This window comes from Rhodococcus sp. 06-418-5 (genome assembly GCF_002258285.1).
GTDB lineage: Bacteria > Actinomycetota > Actinomycetes > Mycobacteriales > Mycobacteriaceae > Rhodococcoides.
The window spans coordinates 19,751-42,798 of the sequence record NZ_NOYE01000016.1 but is presented as its reverse complement, the minus strand read 5'-3'; the positions used below and the strand labels follow the sequence as shown (position 1 = coordinate 42,798).

At 65.5% G+C, this 23,048-nt stretch carries 17 protein-coding genes; 8 read left to right on the top strand and 9 right to left on the bottom strand.

What is annotated here, in order from left to right:
* Positions 1 to 113 precede the first annotated feature (113 nt).
* A complete protein-coding gene (gene dnaE / locus CH274_RS12445) occupies positions 114 to 3,650 on the top strand; it encodes a DNA polymerase III subunit alpha (RefSeq protein ID WP_032394370.1) in 3,537 nt (1,178 codons plus the stop codon).
* Here the strand turns inward: dnaE and CH274_RS12440 are convergent.
* Positions 3,621 to 3,890 (bottom strand): hypothetical protein, encoded by a 270-nt coding sequence (locus CH274_RS12440; protein WP_045194929.1) that lies wholly within the window; start codon positions 3,888 to 3,890, stop codon positions 3,621 to 3,623. The two genes, dnaE and CH274_RS12440, sit on opposite strands and share 30 nt — an antisense overlap.
* Positions 3,891 to 4,047: 157 nt before the next feature.
* On the opposite strand from CH274_RS12440, the gene CH274_RS12435 reads away from it, so the two are divergent.
* Together CH274_RS12435 and ilvA are read left to right on the top strand one after the other, a co-directional pair.
* The gene (locus tag CH274_RS12435; RefSeq protein ID WP_032394369.1) at positions 4,048 to 4,482 is read left to right on the top strand and encodes a nitroreductase family deazaflavin-dependent oxidoreductase; all 435 of its coding nucleotides are present in this window, start codon (positions 4,048 to 4,050) and stop codon (positions 4,480 to 4,482) included.
* Positions 4,483 to 4,552: 70 nt separating this feature from the next.
* Positions 4,553 to 5,908: a threonine ammonia-lyase IlvA gene (gene ilvA / locus CH274_RS12430; protein ID WP_094658008.1), complete on the top strand. Its 1,356-nt coding sequence runs from the start codon at positions 4,553 to 4,555 to the stop codon at positions 5,906 to 5,908.
* Between the two features lie 29 nt (positions 5,909 to 5,937).
* Here the strand turns inward: ilvA and CH274_RS12425 are convergent, their stop codons facing one another.
* Complete coding sequence (locus CH274_RS12425) at positions 5,938 to 6,462, bottom strand: TetR/AcrR family transcriptional regulator (protein WP_032394688.1); 525 nt, start codon at positions 6,460 to 6,462, stop codon at positions 5,938 to 5,940.
* A gap of 132 nt (positions 6,463 to 6,594) precedes the next feature.
* Between CH274_RS12425 and CH274_RS12420 the strand changes: the two genes are divergently transcribed.
* Positions 6,595 to 8,142: an MFS transporter gene (locus tag CH274_RS12420; protein ID WP_094657625.1), complete on the top strand. Its 1,548-nt coding sequence runs from the start codon at positions 6,595 to 6,597 to the stop codon at positions 8,140 to 8,142.
* Here the strand turns inward: CH274_RS12420 and treZ are convergent.
* The 4 genes from treZ to CH274_RS12400 are packed head-to-tail and all read right to left on the bottom strand — an operon-like array spanning position 8,115 to position 16,740.
* Entirely contained in the window at positions 8,115 to 9,875 is a 1,761-nt protein-coding gene (gene treZ, locus CH274_RS12415; RefSeq protein ID WP_256993565.1) for a malto-oligosyltrehalose trehalohydrolase, read from the bottom strand. The genes CH274_RS12420 and treZ overlap by 28 nt on opposite strands.
* A complete protein-coding gene (gene treY, locus CH274_RS12410; RefSeq protein ID WP_094657623.1) occupies positions 9,872 to 12,247 on the bottom strand; it encodes a malto-oligosyltrehalose synthase in 2,376 nt (791 codons plus the stop codon). Before treY ends, treZ begins: the two co-directional genes overlap by 4 nt.
* 3 nt (positions 12,248 to 12,250) lie before the next feature.
* A complete protein-coding gene (gene glgX, locus CH274_RS12405) occupies positions 12,251 to 14,548 on the bottom strand; it encodes a glycogen debranching protein GlgX (RefSeq protein WP_094657622.1) in 2,298 nt (765 codons plus the stop codon).
* A 56-nt stretch (positions 14,549 to 14,604) separates the two neighbouring features.
* Positions 14,605 to 16,740, bottom strand: a complete 2,136-nt coding sequence (locus tag CH274_RS12400; RefSeq protein WP_094657621.1) for an acyltransferase family protein — start codon at positions 16,738 to 16,740, stop codon at positions 14,605 to 14,607.
* Between the two features lie 293 nt (positions 16,741 to 17,033).
* Here CH274_RS12400 and CH274_RS12395 point away from each other — a divergent pair, with 293 nt between their 5' ends.
* On the top strand, positions 17,034 to 18,248 hold the full coding sequence (locus CH274_RS12395; RefSeq protein WP_094657620.1) for an MFS transporter: 1,215 nt from the start codon (positions 17,034 to 17,036) through the stop codon (positions 18,246 to 18,248).
* Between the two features lie 529 nt (positions 18,249 to 18,777).
* Here the strand turns inward: CH274_RS12395 and CH274_RS12390 are convergent.
* Positions 18,778 to 19,575 (bottom strand): MerR family transcriptional regulator, encoded by a 798-nt coding sequence (locus tag CH274_RS12390; protein WP_094657619.1) that lies wholly within the window; start codon positions 19,573 to 19,575, stop codon positions 18,778 to 18,780.
* Positions 19,576 to 19,722: 147 nt separating this feature from the next.
* On the opposite strand from CH274_RS12390, the gene CH274_RS12385 reads away from it, so the two are divergent.
* The gene (locus tag CH274_RS12385) at positions 19,723 to 20,586 is read left to right on the top strand and encodes a GGDEF domain-containing protein (protein WP_094631699.1); all 864 of its coding nucleotides are present in this window, start codon (positions 19,723 to 19,725) and stop codon (positions 20,584 to 20,586) included.
* 9 nt (positions 20,587 to 20,595) lie between these two features.
* Here CH274_RS12385 and CH274_RS12380 read toward each other — a convergent pair whose 3' ends face one another.
* On the bottom strand, positions 20,596 to 21,192 hold the full coding sequence (locus CH274_RS12380; protein WP_094657618.1) for a CHAP domain-containing protein: 597 nt from the start codon (positions 21,190 to 21,192) through the stop codon (positions 20,596 to 20,598).
* 47 nt (positions 21,193 to 21,239) lie between these two features.
* On the opposite strand from CH274_RS12380, the gene CH274_RS12375 reads away from it, so the two are divergent.
* The gene (locus CH274_RS12375; protein WP_082073681.1) at positions 21,240 to 22,016 is read left to right on the top strand and encodes an SIR2 family NAD-dependent protein deacylase; all 777 of its coding nucleotides are present in this window, start codon (positions 21,240 to 21,242) and stop codon (positions 22,014 to 22,016) included.
* 157 nt (positions 22,017 to 22,173) lie between these two features.
* Here CH274_RS12375 and CH274_RS12370 read toward each other — a convergent pair whose 3' ends face one another.
* Positions 22,174 to 22,554, bottom strand: a complete 381-nt coding sequence (locus tag CH274_RS12370; RefSeq protein WP_094657617.1) for a helix-turn-helix transcriptional regulator — start codon at positions 22,552 to 22,554, stop codon at positions 22,174 to 22,176.
* 62 nt (positions 22,555 to 22,616) lie between these two features.
* Here CH274_RS12370 and CH274_RS12365 point away from each other — a divergent pair, with 62 nt between their 5' ends.
* Positions 22,617 to 23,006 (top strand): hypothetical protein, encoded by a 390-nt coding sequence (locus CH274_RS12365; RefSeq protein ID WP_032394357.1) that lies wholly within the window; start codon positions 22,617 to 22,619, stop codon positions 23,004 to 23,006.
* Positions 23,007 to 23,048 lie beyond the last annotated feature (42 nt).

The following is a 23,048-nucleotide window of genomic DNA, read 5'->3' as shown; positions in this document are numbered from 1 at the left end:
CGTCCTCCCAGGACACACCGGCAGCGTGGAAAATCTGTCGGTTCGACCGCTTACAGTGAGTACGTTCGCGGCTCGTACTGTCGACAACGCACGACCTTCAGGAGAGAACCTTCGTGGCCGATTCGTTCGTTCATCTGCACAACCACACCGAATATTCGATGCTCGACGGTGCCGCCAAGATCGGGGCGATGTTCGCCGAGGCGGCGCGGTTGGAGATGACGGCAGTCGGCATGACCGACCACGGCAACATGTACGGGGCCAGCGAGTTCTACAACGAGGCCAAGAAGGCCGGAATCAAGCCGATCATCGGCATCGAGGCCTACATCGCTCCGGAGTCTCGCTTCAACAAGAAGCGCGTGCTGTGGGGCGACCGCAGCCAGAAGTCCGACGACGTCTCCGGTAGCGGTGCGTACACGCACATGACGATGGTCGCCGAGAACGCCACCGGAGTTCGCAACCTGTTCAAGCTGTCCTCCCTCGCTTCCATCGAAGGGCAGCTGGGCAAGTGGGCCCGGATGGACGAGGAGATCATCGCCTCGCACGCCGAGGGCATCATCGCCACCACCGGCTGCCCGTCGGGGGAGGTGCAGACTCGCCTGCGACTGGGCCAGGATCGTGAGGCGCTGGAGGCTGCCGCGAAGTGGCGCGAGATCTGGGGGCCGGACAACTTCTTCCTGGAGCTGATGGATCACGGTCTGTCCATCGAGCGACGCGTCCGCGAAGGTCTGCTCGACATCGGCAAGAAGCTCTCGATCCCGCCGCTGGCGACCAACGACTGCCACTACGTCACCAAGGACGCCGCCGAGAACCACGAGGCGCTGCTGTGCATCCAGACCGGTAAGACGCTCAGCGACCCCACCCGCTTCAAGTTCGACGGTGACGGCTACTACCTCAAGTCCGCCGCCGAAATGCGCGAGCTCTGGGACGATCAGGTGCCCGGTGCATGCGACAGCACCCTGCTCATCGCCGAGCGGGTGCAGCCCTACGACGAGGTGTGGGCGCACCGCGACCGGATGCCGATCTTCCCCGTGCCCGAGGGGCACACGCAGGGCACGTGGTTGCGCCACGAGGTCATGACCGGGCTCGAGCGGCGGTTCCCCGACGGCCCGGGCGAGGACTACCTCGCGCGCGCGGAGTACGAGATCAAGGTCATTCTCGAGATGGGCTTCCCGGCGTACTTCCTCGTCGTCGGCGACCTGATCAACCACGCCAAGGCCGTCGGCATCCGCGTCGGGCCCGGTCGAGGCTCGGCCGCGGGCTCTCTCGTCGCGTACGCGATGGGTATCACCAACATCGATCCATTGCCGCACGGTCTGCTGTTCGAGCGATTTCTCAACCCCGAGCGCGTGTCGATGCCCGATATCGATATCGACTTCGACGATCGTCGCCGCGGTGAGATGGTCCGCTACGCCACCGAGAAGTGGGGCAGCGATCGAGTGGCCCAGGTGATCACGTTCGGCACCATCAAGACCAAGGCCGCCATCAAGGATTCCGCGCGCGTGCAGTTCGGCCAGCCCGGGTTCGGAATCGCCGATCAGATCACCAAGGCGCTGCCGCCGCCCATCATGGCCAAGGACATCTCCGTGGCCGGCATCACCGACCCGGCGCACGAGCGCTACAAGGAAGCCGTCGAGGTCAGGGCCCTGATCGACTCAAACCCCGACGTCGCGACCATCTACAAGACGGCCAAGGGGCTCGAGGGCCTGATCCGCAACGCGGGCGTGCACGCCTGCGCGGTCATCATGTCGTCCGAGCCGCTCACCGATGCCATTCCGGTGTGGAAGCGCGCGCAGGACGGCGCGATCATCACCGGCTGGGACTACCCGTCGTGCGAGGCCATCGGTCTGCTCAAGATGGACTTCCTGGGTCTGCGCAACCTCACCGTCATCGGTGACGCCATCGACAACATCAAGGCCAACCGCGGCATCGACATCGACCTCGACGCGCTCCCGCTCGACGATCCGGCGACCTTCGACTTGCTCTCTCGCGGAGACACTCTCGGCGTCTTCCAGCTCGACGGCAGCGCCATGCGCGATCTGCTCCGCCGGATGCAGCCCACCGGCTTCGAGGACATCGTCGCCGTCCTTGCCCTGTATCGGCCGGGTCCGATGGGCATGAACTCGCACAACGATTACGCCGACCGCAAGAACGGAAGGCAAGAGGTCAAGCCGATTCACCCGGAGCTCGAAGAGCCGCTCAAGGTGATTCTCGGCGAGACCTACGGCCTGGTGGTCTACCAGGAGCAGATCATGCAGCTGGCGCAGAAGGTGGCCGGCTACACCCTCGGCCAGGCCGACCTGCTGCGTCGCGCCATGGGCAAGAAGAAGCTCTCCGAGCTGGAGAAGGCCTACGCCGGGTTCCGGCAGGGCATGTTGGACAACGACTTCTCCGAGGCGGCCATCAAGGCTCTGTGGGACACCGTGCTGCCCTTCGCGGGCTACGCGTTCAACAAGTCTCACTCCGCGGGCTACGGCCTGGTGTCGTACTGGACGGCATATCTCAAGGCCAACTACCCGGCCGAGTACATGGCCGGACTGCTCACCAGTGTCGGCGACGACAAGGACAAGGCCGCGATCTACCTCGCCGATTGCCGCAAGCTGGGCATCACGGTGCTGCCACCGGACGTCAACGAATCCGAACTCAACTTCGCGTCGGTGGGCAAGGACATCCGGTTCGGGCTCGGTGCCGTCCGCAACGTCGGTACCAACGTTGTCGCCTCGATCATCAGGGCGCGATCGGAGAAGTCCAAGTACACCGACTTCTCCGACTACCTCGGCAAGATCGATGCGATCGCGTGCAGCAAGAAGGTCACCGAATCCCTCATCAAGGCAGGTGCCTTCGACTCACTCGATCATCCCCGCAAGGGCCTGATGCTCATCCACGCCGACGCCATCGACGCGGTGATGGGCACGAAGAAGGCCGAGGCGATCGGTCAGTTCGATCTGTTCGGCGGCGAGGATGCCGACGAGTCCATCTCCGCCGTGTTCAACGTTCGGGTGCCGGACGAGGAGTGGGAATCCAAGCATCGGCTCGCCCTCGAACGCGAGATGCTCGGCCTGTACGTCTCGGGACACCCGCTGCTGGGCGTCGAGCACATGCTCGCCGCGAAGTCCGACTGCAACATCCCCACCATCCTCGAGGGTGACATCAAGGACGGCACACAGGTCACCGTCGGCGGCATTCTGGCTTCGGTGAATCGTCGGATCAACAAGAACGGCCTGACGTGGGCGTCGGCTCAGCTCGAGGACCTCGCCGGCGGTATCGAGGTGCTGTTCTTCCCCCAGGCGTACTCGGTGTTCGGTGCCGATGTCACCGAGGACTCGGTGGTACTCGTCAAGGGCCGCGTGTCGGTGCGCGACGATCGAATCTCGTTGATCGCCAACGATCTTGCGGTACCCGATCTGTCCGCGATCGGCATCGACAAGCCACTCGCGGTGAGTCTGCCGACTCGGTTGTGCACGGCGGACAAGGTCGGTGCCCTCAAGCGGGTGCTGTCGAGCCACCCGGGAACCTCGGATGTGCACCTGCGCTTGGTCAGTGGCGACAAGATCACCACGATGAAGCTGGACGACAGTCTGCGCGTCACGCCGACATCGGCGTTGATGGGGGACCTGAAAGCGCTACTCGGCCCGGGCTGCCTGACGGGCTGACGCCGGTCCGGTCGAACCCAGCTCGGTCAGGCGCAGCGTCCACCAGGTGAGTACGGCGACTGCTGCGCCGGCCAGCACTGCTGCGTGCAGGGAGCCGGCGACGACGAGCGTCGCAGTGAACACGATGAACCCGAGTGCGAGGGCCTCGAGCTTGTAGACGGGCCACGCGATGCCCGCCACGTCCGCGGTACGTAGGGCCGGAGCGGGTCGACGGCTCACCTGGGTGCTCGTGTAGGTCATCGCGTTCTCCTCTGGTGCCACCGGCAGGTTCGGGTCTCCGCTGCAGGAAGTTCAGACTATACCCGCAAAAGATTCGGTGGGCCGAACTTGGGGTCCGGACCTGGCAATGTCGATGATCTCGTGGCGTGCCGACGCCTCGAGGTGTTGACTGAAAGCCATGCCATTGACAGGAGAATACGAACCGAGTTCATCCGACTGGGCCCGCAAGCAGGCCGAGCTGTACGAGAACTCCGGCGGAACCGAAGGCACGACGATGAACGGGATGCCGGTGGTGCTGCTGACCACGAAGGGCAACAAGAGCGGAAAGCTGCGCAAGTCACCGCTGATGAAAGTCGAACACGATGGTGAGTACGCCATCGTTGCCTCCCTCGGCGGTGCCCCGAAGCACCCGGTCTGGTATCACAACGTCAAGGCCGAGCCGCTCGTCGAGCTGCAGGACGGTCCGGACAAGCACGACTACATCGCCCGCGAGGTGACCGGCGACGAGAAGGCAGTGTGGTGGGAACGCTCGGTTGCCGCGTACCCCGACTACGCGGAGTACCAGAAGAAGACCGACCGCGAGATACCTGTGCTCGTACTCTCCCGCGTCTGAAACGCCGTCGGTCCGGTCGTGGAGCGGTCCCGGATGGGCAACCGTTCCACGCTGGTGGCAGCATGTGCTGGTGTCTTCATCCCCTGAACTCGCCTCCCAGCATTCACCCTCGGTAGCCGTCACCGCTGCCGACATCGATGCCGCTGCGGTGCGTATTTCTTCGGTGGTTGCTGCGACACCCCTGCAGCTGTGCGAACGGCTGTCCGCGGAGACGGGCGCGAAGGTCTACCTCAAGCGCGAGGACCTGCAGATCGTGCGGTCGTACAAGATTCGCGGCGCATACAACCTGATGGACCAGCTGACCGAGGCCGAGCGTGCGGTGGGCGTGGTGACGGCGAGCGCGGGCAACCACGCGCAGGGCGTCGCATTCGCGTGCCGCACGATGCAGGTCCGCGGTCGCATCTACGTTCCGGCCAACACTCCCAAGCAGAAGCGTGACCGCATCCGCGTGCACGGCGGCGAGTTCGTCGACCTCATCGTCATCGGCGACACGTTCGATGCCGCGGCAGCAGCTGCTGCCGAGGATGTCGCTCGTACCGGTGCCACCATGGTGCCTCCGTTCGACGACCCCCGTACCGTCGCCGGCCAGGGCACCATCGCTGCCGAAATAGTCGACCAGCTCGGTGGCGCGCCGGACGTCGTCGTCAAGCCCGTCGGCGGCGGCGGATGCATCGCGGGCATCTCGAGCTACCTGCGCGAGCGCGCACCGCAGACCTCGCTGGTGGGCGTCGAGCCGTCCGGTGCCGCATCGATGACCGCCGCACTGATCGCCGGTGGTCCGGTCACGCTCGCCGACATCGATCCGTTCGTCGACGGTGCCGCGGTCCGCCGCATCGGGGACGTGCCGTATGCGGCGCTCCGGTCGTTGGGTGCCACCGTCGTCTCGCACGCGTCGTTGCCATTGCTCACTGCGCCGGTGTTCGACAGCGCGGGTCCCGGTGCGTTCTTGGTCACGCAGATCGACGAGGGCGCGATCTGCACCGCGATGCTGGCTCTGTACCAGAACGAGGGTGTCATCGCCGAGCCCGCGGGCGCACTCGCGGTTGCTGCGCTCGAGCACCTCGACATCGCCCCCGGAAGTACCGTCGTCTGCCTGGTGTCCGGTGGCAACAACGACGTCTCCCGTTACGGCGAGATCCTCGAGCGTTCTCTGGTTCACCTGGGGCTCAAGCACTACTTCCTGGTGGACTTCCCCCAAGAACCCGGTGCGCTTCGCCGATTCCTCGACGAGGTGCTCGGCCCCGAGGACGACATCACACTGTTCGAGTACGTCAAGCGCAACAACCGCGAGACCGGTGCTGCTCTGGTCGGCATCGAACTCGGGTTCGCGAGCGGATTGAGCCCGCTGCTCGAACGTATGCGGGATTCTCACCTGCACGTCGAGCAGTTGGAGCCGGGTTCACCGGTCTACCGCTACCTGACCTGATCCGGCGCGCCGGGCCTGTCGGCGCGCAGTCACCGGCCGAGAAGGCGATCGACCACCTGTCGGTGCAGGTCGGGGTCGACGCCCGGGAGATCGAGAAGGGCTCCGAGGTAGATGCCGTCACCGACGAGTCGGATGATCTCGGCCTGAACCGGATCGTCGATTTCGGTGCGAAGACCCTCGTCCCACAACCGCATCATCTCGGTGACGGCATCTTGCACCTCGCCGGAATTGCCGTCGACGCTGCGCAACGCGGCCAGGGTCGATCGATACAGGGCGATCTCCTTCTCGGAGATGGAGTCGGGTGGTTGCAGATACCATTCGGCCACCGAGGTGCCGCCTGCTGCGGCGTCGGCGCGCTGCTGATCGGCCTGGGCACCGAGTCGTCGCACCATAGCGGCAATCAGCGCGTCCTTGGTCTTGAAGTGATAGAGCAGCCCGCCCTTGGAGACGCCTGCGGCGGCGGCGACGCTGTCGAGGGTCACTTTGGTCAAGCCGTGTTCGATCAGCATCGCTTCGAGTGCGTCGAGTATCCGGTCGCGAGTGTCCGATGACATGAATGTCACTTTACCGGCTGGACGGTTGGAGGTACGCTCGATCACTGTACCGGCTGGACGGTCGGTACTCGTCGTCGCTTCGGGACCAGTTCCGGTCACCGAGCGCAGAACGTAGGAGCAGCAGTGAGTGACATGCGCACCGGTTCGGTGCACGAGGCGACCGGAGCATCCGAGCACCGAGCCACCCCGAAGGACTGGCTGGGTCTGGTGGTTCTGGCATTCGCCGTGTTGCTCATCGCCGTCGACGGCACGGTCCTCGATCTGGCTCTGCCCTTCATCAGCTCCGACCTGGCACCGACCAGCAACCAGCTGCTGTGGATCATCGACGTCTACTCGTTCGTCCTGGCCGGCCTGCTCATCACCATGGGCACACTCGGCGATCGGATCGGTCGTCGTCGACTGCTGCTGATCGGTGCCGCGGGTTTCGGTATTGCCTCGCTCGTCGCCGCTGTCTCGACCAGCGCCGAGATGCTCATCGCGGCCCGGGTGCTTCAGGGCATCTCCGGCGCAACTCTGATGCCTGCGACCCTCGGCTTGATCAGGACCATCTTTCTGAACCCGCGTCAGCGCGTCGCCGCCATCGGAGTGTGGGGCGCAATGGCCGGTGGCGGTGCCGCCGCGGGACCGCTCGTCGGAGGCTGGCTGCTCGAGCACTACTGGTGGGGATCGGTGTTCCTCATCAACATCCCCGTGATGATCGTGCTGATCGCTCTCGGGCCGCTGGTCATCCCCGAGTCCAAGGATCCGAACCCGGGGCGCTTCGACCTGACGAGCTCGGCACTGTCGATGCTCGCCATCGTGCCCGTGGTGTTCGCGGTGAAGGAGACCGCGGCACACGGATTCGACGTGGTCTATCTGGTCTCCGCAGTGATCGGCATCATCGCCGGGTTCGTGTTCGTGCGGCGGCAGCGAACTCTCGCGGCCCCGATGATCGACCTGCGGCTGTTCGCCAACCGAGCGTTCTCGACGGGTGTGGCCACGAATTTCCTGTCGGTCTTCGCCCTCGCCGGGGTGCTGTTCTTCGGTTCGCAGTACCTGCAGCTCGTCCTCGGCAACAGTCCGCTCGAGGCGGGACTGTTGCTGCTGCCCGGCACCGCCGCCAGTATCGTCACGTCGTTGCTGGTCGCGGTCCTGGTTCGGTACTTCAGCGCGGGAACGGTTCTCGGTGTCGCGATGTTCGTCGCGGCTGCGGGCGCAGGCATCTTGGTCGGCTTGGCCACGGACAGTGGTCCGACACTCTTCATTGCCGGATTCGTGCTCGTGGGCGCAGGCGTCGGTGTTGCGCTCACACTGACCTCCGAGTTGGTCGTCAGCTCCGTCGAACCCGAACGAGCGGGAGCTGCCTCGGCAGTGTCGGAGACCGCATACGAGCTGGGCATCGCGTTGGGTGTCGCCGTACTCGGCACGGTGGTCATGGCCATCTTCCGTCGTGGAATCGACGTCACCCAGCTGACCCCCGAGCTCGGAGCCAAGGCAGGCGAAACACTCGGCGGCGCGGATGCCGTGGCTCGTGAATTGCCGGACTCGGTGGCGACGGTTCTGCTCGATTCCGCACATGCTGCCTTCGTAGCGGGCATGCATGTCGCGGCCGTCGCCACCGCGGTGGTTCTCGCCGTCACCGCCGTGTTCGTCCTGGTCAACCTACGCAGGCGTCAGGACTCCAGTACGACGACGGAGTGACCGGGAACCGTGGTGGCAGAGCCGGTCTCGTTCGAGGTCGTCGGCTCCCACTCGAGTAGTGCGGAGCCGCCGACCGGCACCGTCACAGCGGATTCGGACAGGTTGCACACCACGCTGATGCGGCCGCGACGAACGACGATCCACTGCGCGTCCTCGTCGTAGTCCACCTTCACGTGGTCGAGCCACGGGTCGGTCAGTTCGGTCCGGTCGCGGCGCAGCCGCAACAAGTCGCGATAGACGGCCAACAGTCGCGCATGATCGCCGTCGCCCAGCTCCGACCAGTTCAGCTTCGACCGCGTGAACGTCTCGGGATCCTGCGGATCCGGGATATCGCTCTTGTCCCACCCGTGCTCGGCGAACTCCGCCTTGCGTCCCTCTGCCGTGGCCTTGCCCAGCTCGGGCTCGGGGTGCGAGGTGAAGAACTGGAACGGTGTGGACGCTCCCCATTCCTCGCCCATGAACAGCATCGGGGTGTAGGGCGAGGTCAGCACGAGCGCGGCCTTGATCGCAAGCTGACCGGGGGAGAGGTAGAAGCCCGGACGGTCGCCGATCGCGCGGTTGCCCACCTGGTCGTGTGTGGTCGTGTAGGTCACCAGGGAGCTGGCCGGGATGCGCCGGGTGTCCAGTGGTCGACCGTGGATGCGACCACGGAAACTCGAGTACGTTCCGGCGTGGAAGAACCCCTGCCGCAACGTGTTCGCCAGCCCCTGCAGCGAACCGAAATCGCCGTAGTAGCCCTGCCGCTCACCGGAGACCGCGGCGTGGATGGCATGGTGGATGTCGTCGTCCCACTGGGCGTCGAGTCCGTACCCGCCGCCCGACCGAGCAGTGATCAGCATCGGATCGTTGAGGTCGCTCTCGGCGATCAGGGTCAGTGGCCGACCCAGATGTGCCGAGAGACTTCGGGTTTCGATCGACAGCTGCTCGAGCAGGTGCACCGCAGTGTGGTCGACGATCGCGTGCACCGCGTCGAGTCGCAGTGCGTCGATGTGAAACTCGGAGAACCAACGCAGTGCGTTGTCGAGGGCATAGCGCCGCACCTCGCCCGAATCGGCCTCGGCGTAATTGATCGCCTGGCCCCAGCTGTTGGCCCCCTCGGTCATGTACGGGCCGAAGCGGTCCAGGTAGTTTCCGGACGGGCCGAGGTGGTTGTAGACCACGTCCAGAACGACACCGATACCGCGACCATGGCAGGCATCGACCAAGCGCTGCAAGCCTTCCGGGCCGCCGTACTCTTCGTGCACGGTGTACCAGAGAACGCCGTCGTAGCCCCAGTTGTGCACGCCGTTGAACCCGTTGACCGGCATGATCTCGATGAACGTCACGCCCAGATCGACGAGATGATCGAGCTTGCCGACGGCCGCGTCGAACGTGCCCTCATCGGTGAACGTGCCGATGTGCAGCTCGTAGATCGACGAGCCGGGCAGTTGCCGTCCGGTCCAGGCCGCGTCGGTCCACAGCGTCGGATCGACTTCGAAGACCTGCGACAGCTCGTGTACGCCGTCGGGCTGCCGGGGCGAACGCGGATCCGGCAGCGCCTTGTCTGCGTCGTCGAGCAGGAAGCCGTATCGAGAGTTCGGTGCGGCGTCGACATCGGCGTGCCACCATCCGTTCGAGGAGCGCTGCATCGGATGCACCGTGTCGTCGAGCTGGAGGCGGACCGTCTCCGGGGTCGGTGCCCAGACCTGGAACCGACGGGTCGTTGCCGGTGATGTCACTGCGGAAGACGTCACTGTGCCACCGTTCCTTCGTTGTCGCGCACCAGAAGTGCGACCGGGAGTGAGGCGAACACCTCGGCCACCGACACCGTGCCGGTGTGTTCGACGTCGGTGATGCGGTCGCGCCAACGGCCGTCGGGCAGGGCCACGGATGTCTCACCCCAACCCTGCTCGGACAGGCCGAGCGAGAGTCTCGTGGCGAGTGCGATCACGTCGGCGTTTCCGGGAACCGGTCCACGCGAGAACCCGACGAGGTGCTCGGCTGCGGATCCGTCCGCGACGATGGGCGTGTAGGTCCCGCCGACGAAACTCTTCGGCCGCTCGCGTCGCACGTGCAGTGCGGCGCGAACGACGGCGAGCTTGGCCGCACCCGTGTCGATCGAGAGCGCAGCGGTGTTCGACGCGGCGAGCATCGACCGACGCACCGAGTAGTCGACGGGCCTTCGGTTGTCGGGGTCGACGAGCGAGTCCTCCCACAACTCGGTGCCCTGGTACACATCGGGGATGCCTGGCCCGGCCAGGTTGAGCAGTTTCTGACCCAGTGCGTCGGAATGGCCGTGCGGAGCGAGCTTCTCGACGAGCATCGACATCGAGCGCGCGACGGCACCGTCGAAGATCGCGTCGAGCCAGCTGTGTACTGCGGACTCGAACTCCTCGTCCGGGTCGGTCCACGTCGTGCGAAGGGCGGCCTCGCGGATCGCCTTCTCCGCATAGGCGTGGACGCGTTCACGCAACGAGGACGTGACCACCCCGTCGGTCGGCCAGACTCCGAACAGGTTCTGCCACAAAAACATTCCGGTGGTGCCATCGGGACTCGGGGTCAGTTCTTCCCAGTCCGTTATACAGCGGGCCCACAGTTCAGGAGTCTGCGACAGCACGCCGATGCGTGCCCGCACGTCCTCGCCTCGCTTGGTGTCGTGAGTCGACAGCGTGGTCATCGCCGCCGGCCAACGCTTCGCGCGGTCCGCATTGGTGAGATGGAAGAACTCGGTGCTGCAACCGAATCGGCTGGGATCACCGCCGACCTCCTGCAACGAGATGAGCCGGTTCGCACGATAGAACAGGCAGTCCTCGACACCCTTGGCCGTGACGGCCCCGCACACCTGATCGAAGCGCACCGACGATTCGGCACCGCTGATCAGAGCCGTCGTCAACGCGCCGAGGCCGGTTGCCAATTCGGGCTGCTCCTCGCCGATCTCCGCGATCACTCCGGGCAGCACGCGAGCGAGCGGCGCGTAGTCGGTCCGGTAGACGGGGACGGCCGCGACGACGGCGACGATCGCGTCGATGACGGACTCGAGATCGACGGTGGTGCCCGATTCGCGCACGACGGCCCGCGCGAGGCGTCGCACCTCCGGGGACAGATCGCCGCGGGCGACCCCGGTCTTGAGGTCCAGTTCGGTCTCGTGCAGCGTCTCGCTGTCGTAGGCGATGCCCGAACGCACCTGCGACAACGCGGTGAGTGCATGCACGCCCTCGGGGTCGACGAACACGCCGCCGACCGCGGCCAAGGCGTCGTATCCGGTCGTCCCGTCGACGGGGAGCGATTCGTCCAACGGTTCGCCGTCGGCCAGGATCTTCTCGATGACCAACCACCGGTCGGGGCCGAGAAGTCCGCGGAGCTCGGTGAGGTAGCCGGCGGGGTCGGCCAGGCCGTCGGGATGGTCGACGCGAAGTCCGTCGATCAGACCGTCCTCGATCCAACTTGCCACCTGTCGATGGGAGTCGGTGAAGACGTCGAGGTCTTCCTGCCGGATTCCCGCCAGACCGTTCACCGAGAAGAAACGTCGGTACCCGATCAGCCCGTCGGACCAGCTCACCAGTCGGTACGACTGGCGATCGTGTACGGCCTGCGCATCGCCGCTGTCGGTGCCGTCGGCGATGGGGAAGCGGTGCTCGTAGAACGCGAGCAGAGGTCGGTCCTCGGAGCGGTCGACGGTCAACTCGCCGACGTCGCTCGCGCTCCCGAGAACGGGGATGGCGATCTTGCCGTCGACGCCGTTGTCGGCTCCGAAGTCGATGTCGAAGTACGTCGCGTACTCGGAGTCACGACCGCGACGAAGTACGTCCCACCACCATGCGTTCTGCCGCGGGTCCTCCACTCCTACGTGGTTGGGCACGATGTCGACGATGATCCCCATGCCCACTTCGGCGGCACGAGAATGCAACTGCGTCAATGCTTCTCGGCCTCCCAGTGCGGCCGAGACCGTCGAGGTGTCGGTGACGTCGTAACCGTGTGTCGACCCGTCCGTCGCCGTCAGGATCGGCGAGAGGTAGAGGTGGGTGACCCCGAGGTCGTGCAGGTAATCGACCACGTCCGAGGCGTCGGCAAGGGTGAAGGCATCGCCCCGCAGTTGTAACCGGTATGTACTGGTGGGCAGCGGCATGTGTCAGGCAGTCTTTCGTAGAACGAGCAAGGAACGAGCGGTGACTTCCACCGGTGTACCCGCTTCGATCGATTTCTCACTTGTCCCGGTTCGCGACGCGGTGTTCAGCGCCACCGTCCACTCCTTGGCGTAGTTTCCGTCGGGGGTCACGAACTCGATGGTCTCGTGATGTGCGTTGAAGCACAACAGGAACGAGTCGTCCACCACGCGCTCACCGCGTTGGTTCGGCTCCGGGATTCCCTCGCCGTTGAGGAACACCGTGAGCGACTTGCCGAATCCGCTGTCCCAGTCCTCCGGGGTCATCTCCTCGCCCGCGGGGGTGAGCCAGGCGATGTCTCGAGCCTGCTCGCCGGTTCGAATGGGGCGGCCCTCGAAGAACCGTCGGCGTCGGAACACCGGATGCTCGGCGCGCAGCGCGATCGCGTTGCGGGTGAACTCGATCAGTTCGGCGTTCTTCTCGGCCAACGACCAGTCCATCCAGGCCAGTTCGGAGTCCTGGCAGTAGACGTTGTTGTTGCCCTGCTGGGTGCGCGCCATCTCGTCGCCGTGCGCGATCATCGGCGTGCCCTGGCTCAGTAGCAACGTCGCCATGATGTTGCGGATCTGGCGGGCACGCAGGTCCAGGATCTCCGGATCGTCCGTCGGGCCCTCCACGCCGCAGTTCCACGAGCGGTTGTGACTCTCGCCGTCGTTGTTGTCCTCGCCGTTGGCGTCGTTGTGCTTGTCGTTGTACGACACCAGATCGTTGAGCGTGAACCCGTCGTGCGCGATGACGAAGTTGATGCTGGCACCGGGGCGACGGCCGGTGGCCTCGTACAGATCCGAGGATCCGGTCAGTCTCGATGCGAACTCACCCAGTGTGGCCGGCTCGCCCCGCCAGTAGTCTCGCACGGTGTCGCGGTACTTGCCGTTCCACTCCGTCCACAGGCCGGGGAAGTTGCCGACCTGGTAGCCGCCCTCGCCCACGTCCCAGGGCTCGGCGATCAGCTTCACCTGGCTGACGACCGGATCCTGTTGCACCAGATCGAAGAATGCGCTCAGACGATCGACGTCGTGCAGTTCGCGCGCCAGCGTCGACGCGAGGTCGAATCGGAATCCGTCCACATGCATCTCGGTGACCCAGTAGCGCAGCGAGTCCATGATGAGCTGCAGCGTGTGCGGGTGTCGCGCGTTGAGGCTGTTGCCGGTACCGGTGTAGTCCATGTAATGCTCGAGGTCGCCGTCGACGAGCCGGTAGTACGCGGCATTGTCGATGCCGCGGAAGCTGATGGTCGGGCCCATGTGGTTGCCCTCGGCGGTGTGGTTGTAGACCACGTCGAGGATCACCTCGATGCCGGCGGCGTGGAACGAACGGACCATGGCCTTGAACTCGGTGACCGCGGCACCGGGGGACTGCAGCGAGGAGTACTCCGCGTGCGGGGCGAGGAAACCGAATGTGTTGTAGCCCCAGTAGTTTCGCAATCCCTTGTCCAGCAGAACCTGATCCTGCATGAACTGGTGCACCGGCATCAGCTCGATGGCCGTGACACCGAGGTGGTTGAGGTGGTCGATGATCACCGGGTGCGCCAGGCCCGCGTAGGTGCCGCGCTCGGCTTCGGGGATGTCGGGATGGTTGATCGTCATGCCCTTGACGTGGGCCTCGTAGATCACCGTCTCGTGATACGGGCGTTTGGGAGCGCGATCGGCCTGCCAGTCGAAGAAGGGGTTGATCACGACGGTGGTCATCGTGTGTCCGAGCGAATCATGCTGGGGGAAGTCGTTGTTCGGCACCTCGTCGTGCGCGACGGGGGCTTCCTCGATGATCTCGTCGTCGGGATCGGCGAGATCGGCGGCGTCCTCGAACGGGACCTCGACGTCGAGCGAATCCGCGGCTTCCTCGACGATCCGTACCTCGGACTCGGACTCGGGCTCGGGAGCCGGGGCGTCCATGTTGTACGAGAACAGCGATCGGTCACCGTCGAACGTTCCCTCGAACGCCTTGCCGTACGGATCCACGAGCAGTTTGCTCGGATCACAGCGATGCCCGGCGGCCGGATCCCACGGGCCGTGAACGCGATAGCCGTAGCGCTGACCCGGTACCACCGTGGGCAGGTACGCGTGCCAGACGTAGCCGTCGGACTCCTCGAAACGGATACGGGTCTCGGTGCCGTCCTCGGCGATCAGGCACAGATCCACCGCCTCCGCGACCTCGGAAAACAAGGCGAAGTTGGTTCCTGCTCCGTCGTAGGTTGCGCCCAGTGGATAAGCGGATCCCGGCCATACTGCGATGGCAGGCGTGTCGTCGGAGGCTTCGTGCAGCATGGATCAACCCTACTGTGGCGGGTGGGCCCGGGCTTACCGAGCGCGAGCCGCCCCGCTCACGGTCCGGCCCACCACCCGGTGGCCGATCCGATCTGTCGGCCCAGCTCGGTGGTGAGGGTTCGCACGTAGGTCGCGGTGAGATGGTGTTCGTCACGGTAGATCAGAACGTTTCCCTGCTCGGCGCGGCACACGAAGTCGTCGCACACGGCATCGGACAGGTCGAGCGCAGAGAATCCGCCCAGCTGAAACGACGAGGCCAGGGCCGGATTGACGGGGTCCAACGCGTCGTCCCTCGGAATACCGCACGAGACGGCCGTGCCGCCGTCGGCGAGGCAGTCGATGGCCCGGTAGGCGAGCCACGGGGTGTCTCGGATACCGAGAATCCCGACGCCGTCCGCGGTCAGTTGCTGCCACACCGAGGCGTACCAGGGGGGAGTGAAGTCGCCGGGGGCGTCCTCTCGAGGCCGGGTGGCGGTGGTGAACACGTAGTCCGGCTGCATGTCGGCGATGTCGGAGAGCACGGTCCGAGTCCAGTCCAGGCAATCCGGGTACTCGTTCGGGCCGAGCATCGGCATCGTGTTCACGCTCAGCGGGCATCCCATCTTGAGGAAAGTGACCACCGCAAAGCCGTGTTCACGTCCCAGGGCGTCGAGGGCCGTGACCCAGTGTTCGGCATGCGAGCTGCCCGCCAGCACGATGGTTCGGGTCGCGTCGACGTCGCCGTAGGAGCACGAGATCGCTTCCCGGGTCTCGAAATCCGCGATGCAGCCCTCGATGGTGGTGGCCGGCAGGTCCTCCGGGGCCGAATACAGGGGCGGGATCACGTCGGCGGGGTCCGCACGAATCCCGTCGGTGAGTTCGAGCGCTCCGGGGTGAGTCAGTTCGTCGACCGATCCGTCCGCCTGCACCGCGGTGATCGACCGATCGATGTAGACGTTCCATCCGACCGAGCCGGCCGTCACTGCGACTGCGGCGATCGTCGCGGTCGCAGTCACCGCGATGCGTCCTGGCGTGAACGTGCTCGATTGGGTGGGGCGCTCGACGAGACGGACTGTGAGCCATGCCAGTGCGACCGAGGCTCCGATGATGCCGAGACCGCCGAGTACGTCGGCGTGGGGCCGGCCGGTGGCCGAGAGGTAGAAGATCAGCAGCGGCCAGTGCCACAGGTAGAGCGGAAACGCGATCGATCCGAGCCAGGCGAAGAAGCGGTTGGAGAGCGTGGCCGCGACGGCCGTCTCGGAACCGGCGACGATCAGCGCGATGGTGGCCAGCACCGGGATCAGGGCCAGAGGCCCCGGAAAAGCAGCAACACCGTCGACGAGAAAGCCGCACGCGACGATGACACCGATGCCGACAACGGCAAGGGCCCCGCGTGCGGTCGACCACGTTCGGGTGTCGCGGGCAGACGGCCCGGCCGCCGGTTTGCCGCTGCGTGCGGCGAACACGGCTGCGACTGCGGCCCCGAGCATGATCTCCCACAGCCGCGCCCCGGTGTCGTAGTAGTTCCACGCCTGGTGGCGTCGAACACCGTCTGCTGCGTACACGAAAGACACCACCGCGATCACGGCGAAAATCACCGCGAACGTCACAGGTCGAAGACTTCGTGGTCCCTCGGGTCGCGCGACACGCCGGACCCATGCCAGACCGAACACGACGGCAATGGCCAGTAGGTAGAACTGGAACTGCACGGCCACCGACCACAGGTGCTGAACGGGACTCACCGAGGGGTCGGCCGCAAGGTAGTCGTTCGCCGTCGTCGCCAGCTGCCAGTTCACGAAGTAGAAGACACCGGCCACCAGCTGATCGCCCAGGTCGGCCCATCGGGTCCGGGGAAGCAGGAACACCGATGCGACGGCCACCGTGAACAAGGTGATCAGCAGTGGCGGCCCGAGTCTGCGCAGTACTCGCGAGATACGCGTGATCGGGTTCAGGCTCGCGCCGGACTCGGCCGATCTCAGCAGAGATGCAGTGAAGAAGAAGCCGGACAGGGTGAGGAACACATCGACGCCGCCCGACACTCGACCCATCCAGATGTGGAAGACGACGACGAGGGCGATGGCGACACCGCGCAGGCCGTTGAGGTCGTGTCGCTGTGGTGGCCGACGCGGTTCGCTCGACGGCGGAGCTGCGTCCCCCTGAGCCGGAACGGCAACTGCGGCCGAGGTATCGGCGCTGCTCTGGGGTACGTGCATGGAGGAGAAGTGACTTCCCGGCTGTGTATCGACCACTCGGTCGGGGGTCGCGGACGGTTGGTACCCGACTCCGGTGAAATCGGGATTCAGGGGGAAACAATACGTGTACGTGAGGTGAAGTACCCCTCGGAGTCTGCCTTGCGGCAATAGTCCCAGTTCGCGGACGGTTTCGGTCCAGCCACGCATGACCGGCTTGCGCATGCATGAGGCGTATGCAAGCATTTATCAAGCGCGTGCAACTAAACGCGATAGCTCGATAAATGCGTACGCATCTTCCATTCAGGAGTTCAGACATGCCACTCGGCTTGCTCGCCCTCGCCATCGGGGGATTCGGAATCGGTCTGACCGAATTCGTCATCATGGGCCTACTGCCCGAAGTCGCGGCCGATTTCGCGGTCACCGAGGCCACCGCCGGCTGGCTCATCACCGGCTACGCGCTCTCCGTCGTCGTCGGGGCCCTGATCGTCACCGCCGCCGTGACACGGTTTCCCCGCAAGAACGTCCTGCTCGCACTGATGTGCCTGTTCATCGTCGGAAATCTCGTCTCCGCACTGTCGAGCAGCTACGAGATGATGCTGTTCGGCCGCGTCGTCGCAGCGCTGTGTCACGGAGCGTTCTTCGGCATCGGTGCCGTCGTCGCGGCCGGCCTGGTCGAACCGGAGAAGAAGGCAGGAGCCATCTCCATGATGTTCGCCGGCCTCACCGCCGCCAACGTCCTCGGAGTTCCGTTCGGGACGTTCCTGGGTCAGAACCACGGTTGGCGCTCGACGTTCTGGGCGATCACGGTGATCGGCATCGTCGCGTTGATCGGCATCGCCGCCCTCGTTCCTCGCGATACCGGGAGCGACGAGGTGAGCAATCTGCGTCGCGAGTTGCGTGCGTTCCGGTCGGTGCAGGTATGGCTGTCCATCGCCGTCACAGTGCTCGGGTACGGCGGCATGTTCGGTGCGTTCACATACATCGCGTTCACGCTCACCGACGTCAGTGGCTTCGCGTCGAGTTCGGTGCCGTGGCTTCTTGTGTTGTTCGGCGGTGGATTGTTCGTCGGCAACTACCTCGGCGGCAAGGCGGCAGACCGCAACCTCACCGGCACGCTGACGATTCTGCTCGGTGCGCTGACCGTCGTACTCGTCTTCTTCGCGCTCACCGCGGAGAGTCGCTCGGCGACGATCGCATCTCTCGTGCTCATGGGTGCGTTCGGTTTCGCGACGGTCCCTGGGCTGCAGATGCGGGTGATGTCGTTCGCATCCGACGCTCCGACGATGGCGTCCGGCGCGAACATCGCCGCATTCAATCTCGGAAACGCATTGGGCGCGTGGATCGGCGGTGTGACGATCTCTGCCGGTCTCGGCTACACCTCGCCGATCTGGGCCGGAGCCGGTATCACCGCGGCGGCCTCGATCGTTCTGTTGTTCGCAACCGGTCTGCTTCGACGCGCCGACGCGGATCCGGTTGCGGGAGCGAGCCGACCGAGCGCTGCGACCAGTGCTGCGGGATCGTCCACCTGAAGGCCGAAGGAGTCGGCAGTACCGTCGACCCTCCATCGCTTCAGAGGCGCGGGCACGGTAACCGTTGTGGCACAGGACAGGTCGATGTCGACCGAGGTGCCGTCCTGATTCGGTAGTACGAGTCGGCCGCCGTCGAGAGCCGGCGACACGACTCCGTAACGGCGGTGGATACGGGCGGAGACGATGGTCGCTCGGTTCACCGTCGCGACGACCTTCCCGGAGGATCGCAGAGTGAGTGTCTTCGGCGAGAGAACATGGGGATGGACGCGGGCCAGCGCGACCGACGAGGTGAGTACCAGCAGTGACGCCGCCGACAGGGCGGCAACCACTGCACTGATCCACAGCACCGGAATCAGCAGATGCAGAACGACCATCTCGATGACGGTGACGATGCCGAACATCGCAGGTATGGCAAGGGTTCCACGCACTGCCGTGAACGTTGCGGAGTCCGAGTCGACCGGGGCATGCCGTCCCCGCGTCCACAGCAGCAGTGCGTGCCATCGGCCGACCTGGACGGGAGTGTGGACCGTCATCGAGCACCACCGGGGCGGATGGGTTCGCCGGTCTCCAGACGCGCGATGGCCTCGATGATCACTGCGCGCTGAGCGGGATCGGGCACGATGTCGTCGATGCTCAGCGGGCCGCTCTCGTGGGCAGGGACGTCGGGTTCCGTCGAGACGAGAGCATGGATATCGAGCACCGACGCCAATTCCGCTGCGAGAGAATCGATGTCACCTGCGGCATCGTCGACGTCTCGGCCTTCGAGCGCGCTGAATCTGCGCAGGAGTGCCAGGTACTTCAGACGAGTTCCGGGATCGGCGAGCGTCGCGGTCATCGACTCGAAGAACGACGCGGGGACGGTGCCCGAGATCGCCATCACCTCGAGCAGGTCACGTTCACGAAGCAGCGCGTCTCGGTCGGTCTCGGCAGCGCTATCGATCAACGCCGCCAGTGTGTCGGCCGCATCGCGCGGCAGGGCCGTCAGTGGACGATGCTCGACGGCGTCGTCGAGCAGGGCCGACAAACGAGCGTGCCTGTGCGCCAGTGCTTTTTGTTCCGTTTCGATAGCCGCGAGCAGAGCGCGCAGATCGGCGACCACATCGCTCTCGTCCGTAGCGGACCGGTCGAGGGCGGCTGCGATCGCACCGAGGGGCATTCCGGCATCGGCGAGCCAGCGAATTCTCATCAGTCGAACCACGTCGTCGATCGTGTACTCGCGGTACCCGTTGGACAGTCGGCGCGGCTCACCGAGCAGGCCGAGACGGTGGTAGTGACGCACGGTTCGAGGTGTCGTTCCGGCGGCCTCGGCCAAGGATCCGATTCTCATGTGTTCAGTGTGAACCGTGACGCTACGTCAAGGTCAAGATCGGCCGCACCCTGCTCGAGAGCAGTCCGGTACGGCGCACCGAGTAGTCTCGGTGGTCCGTGCGATTCGACGTGGCTCGCACAGTTCGAGGAAGAGACCCGGCTGAAGATGGTCGACACCGATCGTTGGTATCGGGAGATGTTCGAGGCCAGCACAGTCGGATTGGCCCTGGCCGACGAGAACGGATTGTTGGTTCTCGCGAACGAGGCGTATGCGGCCATCGTCGGTTGTCCGCGCCATCTGTTGTCCGGCCGGTCCTCGCGTGAGTTCACCCATCCCGACGATCTGGCTCAGCACGCCGCGATGGAACAGATCATGGACGACGCCAAGGCGCGCGGGGAATCGGTTCATGTCGAGAAGCGCTACCTGCATTCCGACGGCACGGTTCGGTGGGGGTGGATCTCGGCCAGTGAGGTTCCCGGCCCCGGGGGCATTCGGTGGACGATGGCCGTCGTACACGACACCACCGACCGGCGGCGCGTCGAGGACGACCTCCGTCAAGCCGCGCAGACCGATGCCCTCACCGGCTTGCTCAACCGACGTGGATGGCGAGATCGGTTGCATCAGTTGACGACACCCCGTGGTGCCGACCTCGCATTGGCTCTGGCGATGATCGACTTCGATCGGTTCAAGTCGTACAACGACAGGTATGGGCACGGACGCGGGGATCGGTTGTTGGTTCGGTTCTCCGCTGCTGCGCAGGACCTTCTCGGTGGCCGGGTCTCCATCGCCAGGTGGGGCGGCGAGGAGTTCGCACTCGCGATGCCCGGGGTGGATTCGACGACCATGTCGGCCGTGCTGGCCGAGCTGTCGGCGGTCGTGCCCGACGGACAGAGCTTCTCGGCCGGTTACACGACCCTGCGCGCGGGGGAGTCCGTCGACGACTGTTTCGACCGCGCGGACATGCTGCTCTATCGGGCCAAACGAGACGGTGGTGCACGCTCGTACGGCGAGGCGTACGAAGCGCCCTGATGACGACCGTCAGCTCTGCAGCCGGCCGAATCCGACGACCCCGGAATCGGATGCGTAGTTCAGTGTGTGCACCCTGATCTTGCCGGCTTCGTTGCCTCCGACGGTGATGGCCTCGCCGCCCTCGACCGCAACGATCACGTTGGTGTGCTGGCCGGCCCAGCTGGCGTTGTCGTAGAGCACCACATCGCCCACCGATGGCGTGTAGTCGCCCACGGCCTCGAATCGGCCCTGCTCCTGGTAGTACTCCTGCAGGGTGTAGACGCCGGGTATGCGCCACGAACCCGAATGAGGATTCGACAGCGGCAGTCCCGCCTCCTTCATGATCCAGCTGACGAAATCGGCGCACCACGCTTCGTCGATGCCTTCGGCGTAGAACGTTCCCGGCCGCTGCAGCTCGTGCTCGGTGCGCAGGAGTTCGACCACCCGGGCCTGATCGGTGGTCAACTCGCCGGCATTCACCTCAGGGAATGCTTCGGTGTCCCATGGGAGGTACCGGCTCGGTGCCAGCCACAGAACACCGACTACCGCGACCACGACGACAGCCGTGCAGGCTGCCACCCACAGCGGCCACCGTCGTCGGGTCCGCGCGGTGGCGTCGATGCTCATGCGACCACGGTAGCGCGAGTTGGCACACCGCTCGGCACAATGACTGTGTGACCACTTCCGAGAATTCGTCGCCCGTTTCCGTTCCTGAGCCCGTCGTGGACGCCGCGAGAGGCGCATCGCGGATCACCGTGCTCACCGGTGCAGGCATGTCGGCCGAATCGGGGATCGCAACATTTCGGGACGCCCAGAGCGGGTTGTGGAAGGACTTCGATCCCAAGGACCTCGCCAGCCCCGAGGGGTGGTCGGCCGACAGTGATCTGGTGTGGGGCTGGTATCGGTGGCGGGCCGAATTGGTCCGACGCTCCGAGCCCAACGCCGGACACGTGGCACTCGCGCAATGGCAGCAGCGGGCGCACGTCGACATCGCCACTCAGAATGTCGACGACCTGCACGAGAGGGCGGGGGCCACGGTTCTCTCGCACGTGCACGGGTCACTGTTCGAGCCGTACTGCAGCGATTGTGGAACGCGGGCGCAGTTCGACGATGCCGCGGACGCACCTGCCGAGGCGGACCAGCGGGTTCCGCCGCCAGAGTGCCCGCTGTGCGGTGGGCTGATCAGGCCGGGTGCGGTGTGGTTCGGCGAATCGCTTCCCGAGGCCGCGTGGGAGGCGGCCGAGGAGGCCGTCCGACATGCCGACCTGGTTCTCGTGGTCGGCACGTCCGGAGTTGTGTACCCGTTCGCCGGGCTGCCTGCGATCGCCCGCAGCGCCGGAGCGACGGTGGTGGAGATCAACCCGGTCGAGACCGAGGTCTCGGACATGGCCGATCACCGGTGGCGCACCACGGCTGCGACGGGGCTGCCTGCGTTGGTCGAGCAGTTGTGAAACGGGGGCCTCGCGCCTCCAAGAGCCAGGAACAGTGACAGCTCACCGAACTGCGCAGCGAATCGCCTGTGTCGGGCCGTCTCGATCGTCGGAAATCGCCACAACTGCCGATTGCAACATCCAACGATTGCAGCTCGACGACTACGGCAACCCCGGGTCAGTCGGTGGTCAATGCCTCGACCAGAGCGCTCATTGCCGATGCTGCACTGTCGGTTTCGCTGGGTCCCAGGGCGGCGAGGCTGGCGATGACTGCTGCTATCTCGGGGGCGGTCAACCGCACCGGCCGGGGCGCGGCGACGCTTGCCAGTCGAGATCCGCCGTGCACACCCGGTACCGCATCGATGGGAACCCCGGACTCACGCAACCGGGCAAGGTCGCGTTCGACGGTGCGCACGGAAACCCCGAGCCGTTGCGCGAGTTCGGGTGAGGTCAACGGCGCAGCCGCCGACCCCAGCCATTCCACGATCCGCTGCTGACGCGCGACGCGGCGCAAGGTGAGTGCGCTGTCGAGCGATCGGGGCGCGTTGTCCTTCGGCACCCTCCGAATTCTTCCCGATTCCCGACACCGCCCTGACGGGATTGGGTCCTACCGTTGTCGATATGACACCTGACACCGAATCGATCGACAGCTTCTTCGCCCGCTACACGGGGTACTTGACCTCGGGCGATCTCGACGGTCTGGCGAATATCTACAACTATCCGGCTCTGGCCGTCACGGCGCGGGGTTGTGCGGCGATCGCCGAGCCGCAGCAGACCCGAGAGTTCTTTCGGCAGGGGCAGACCTACTATCGGTCGCGCGGAATACAGGGGGTGCGGGCGCGCGACATCGTCACCGAGGCGCAGGTGCCGGGTATCTGGGTTGGGCACCTTCTGCTGGAGAACCTCGACTCCGACGGTTCGCCGGTGGGAACCGAGCGCAACGCCTATCAGGTGGTGACGCTGGACGACGGCACGCGTCGGATTGCGGTGACGACCCCGCTCGATGCCTAGAGCTGGGCGGAGCCGCACTCGGTACTGTGGGTGGGAACGGTT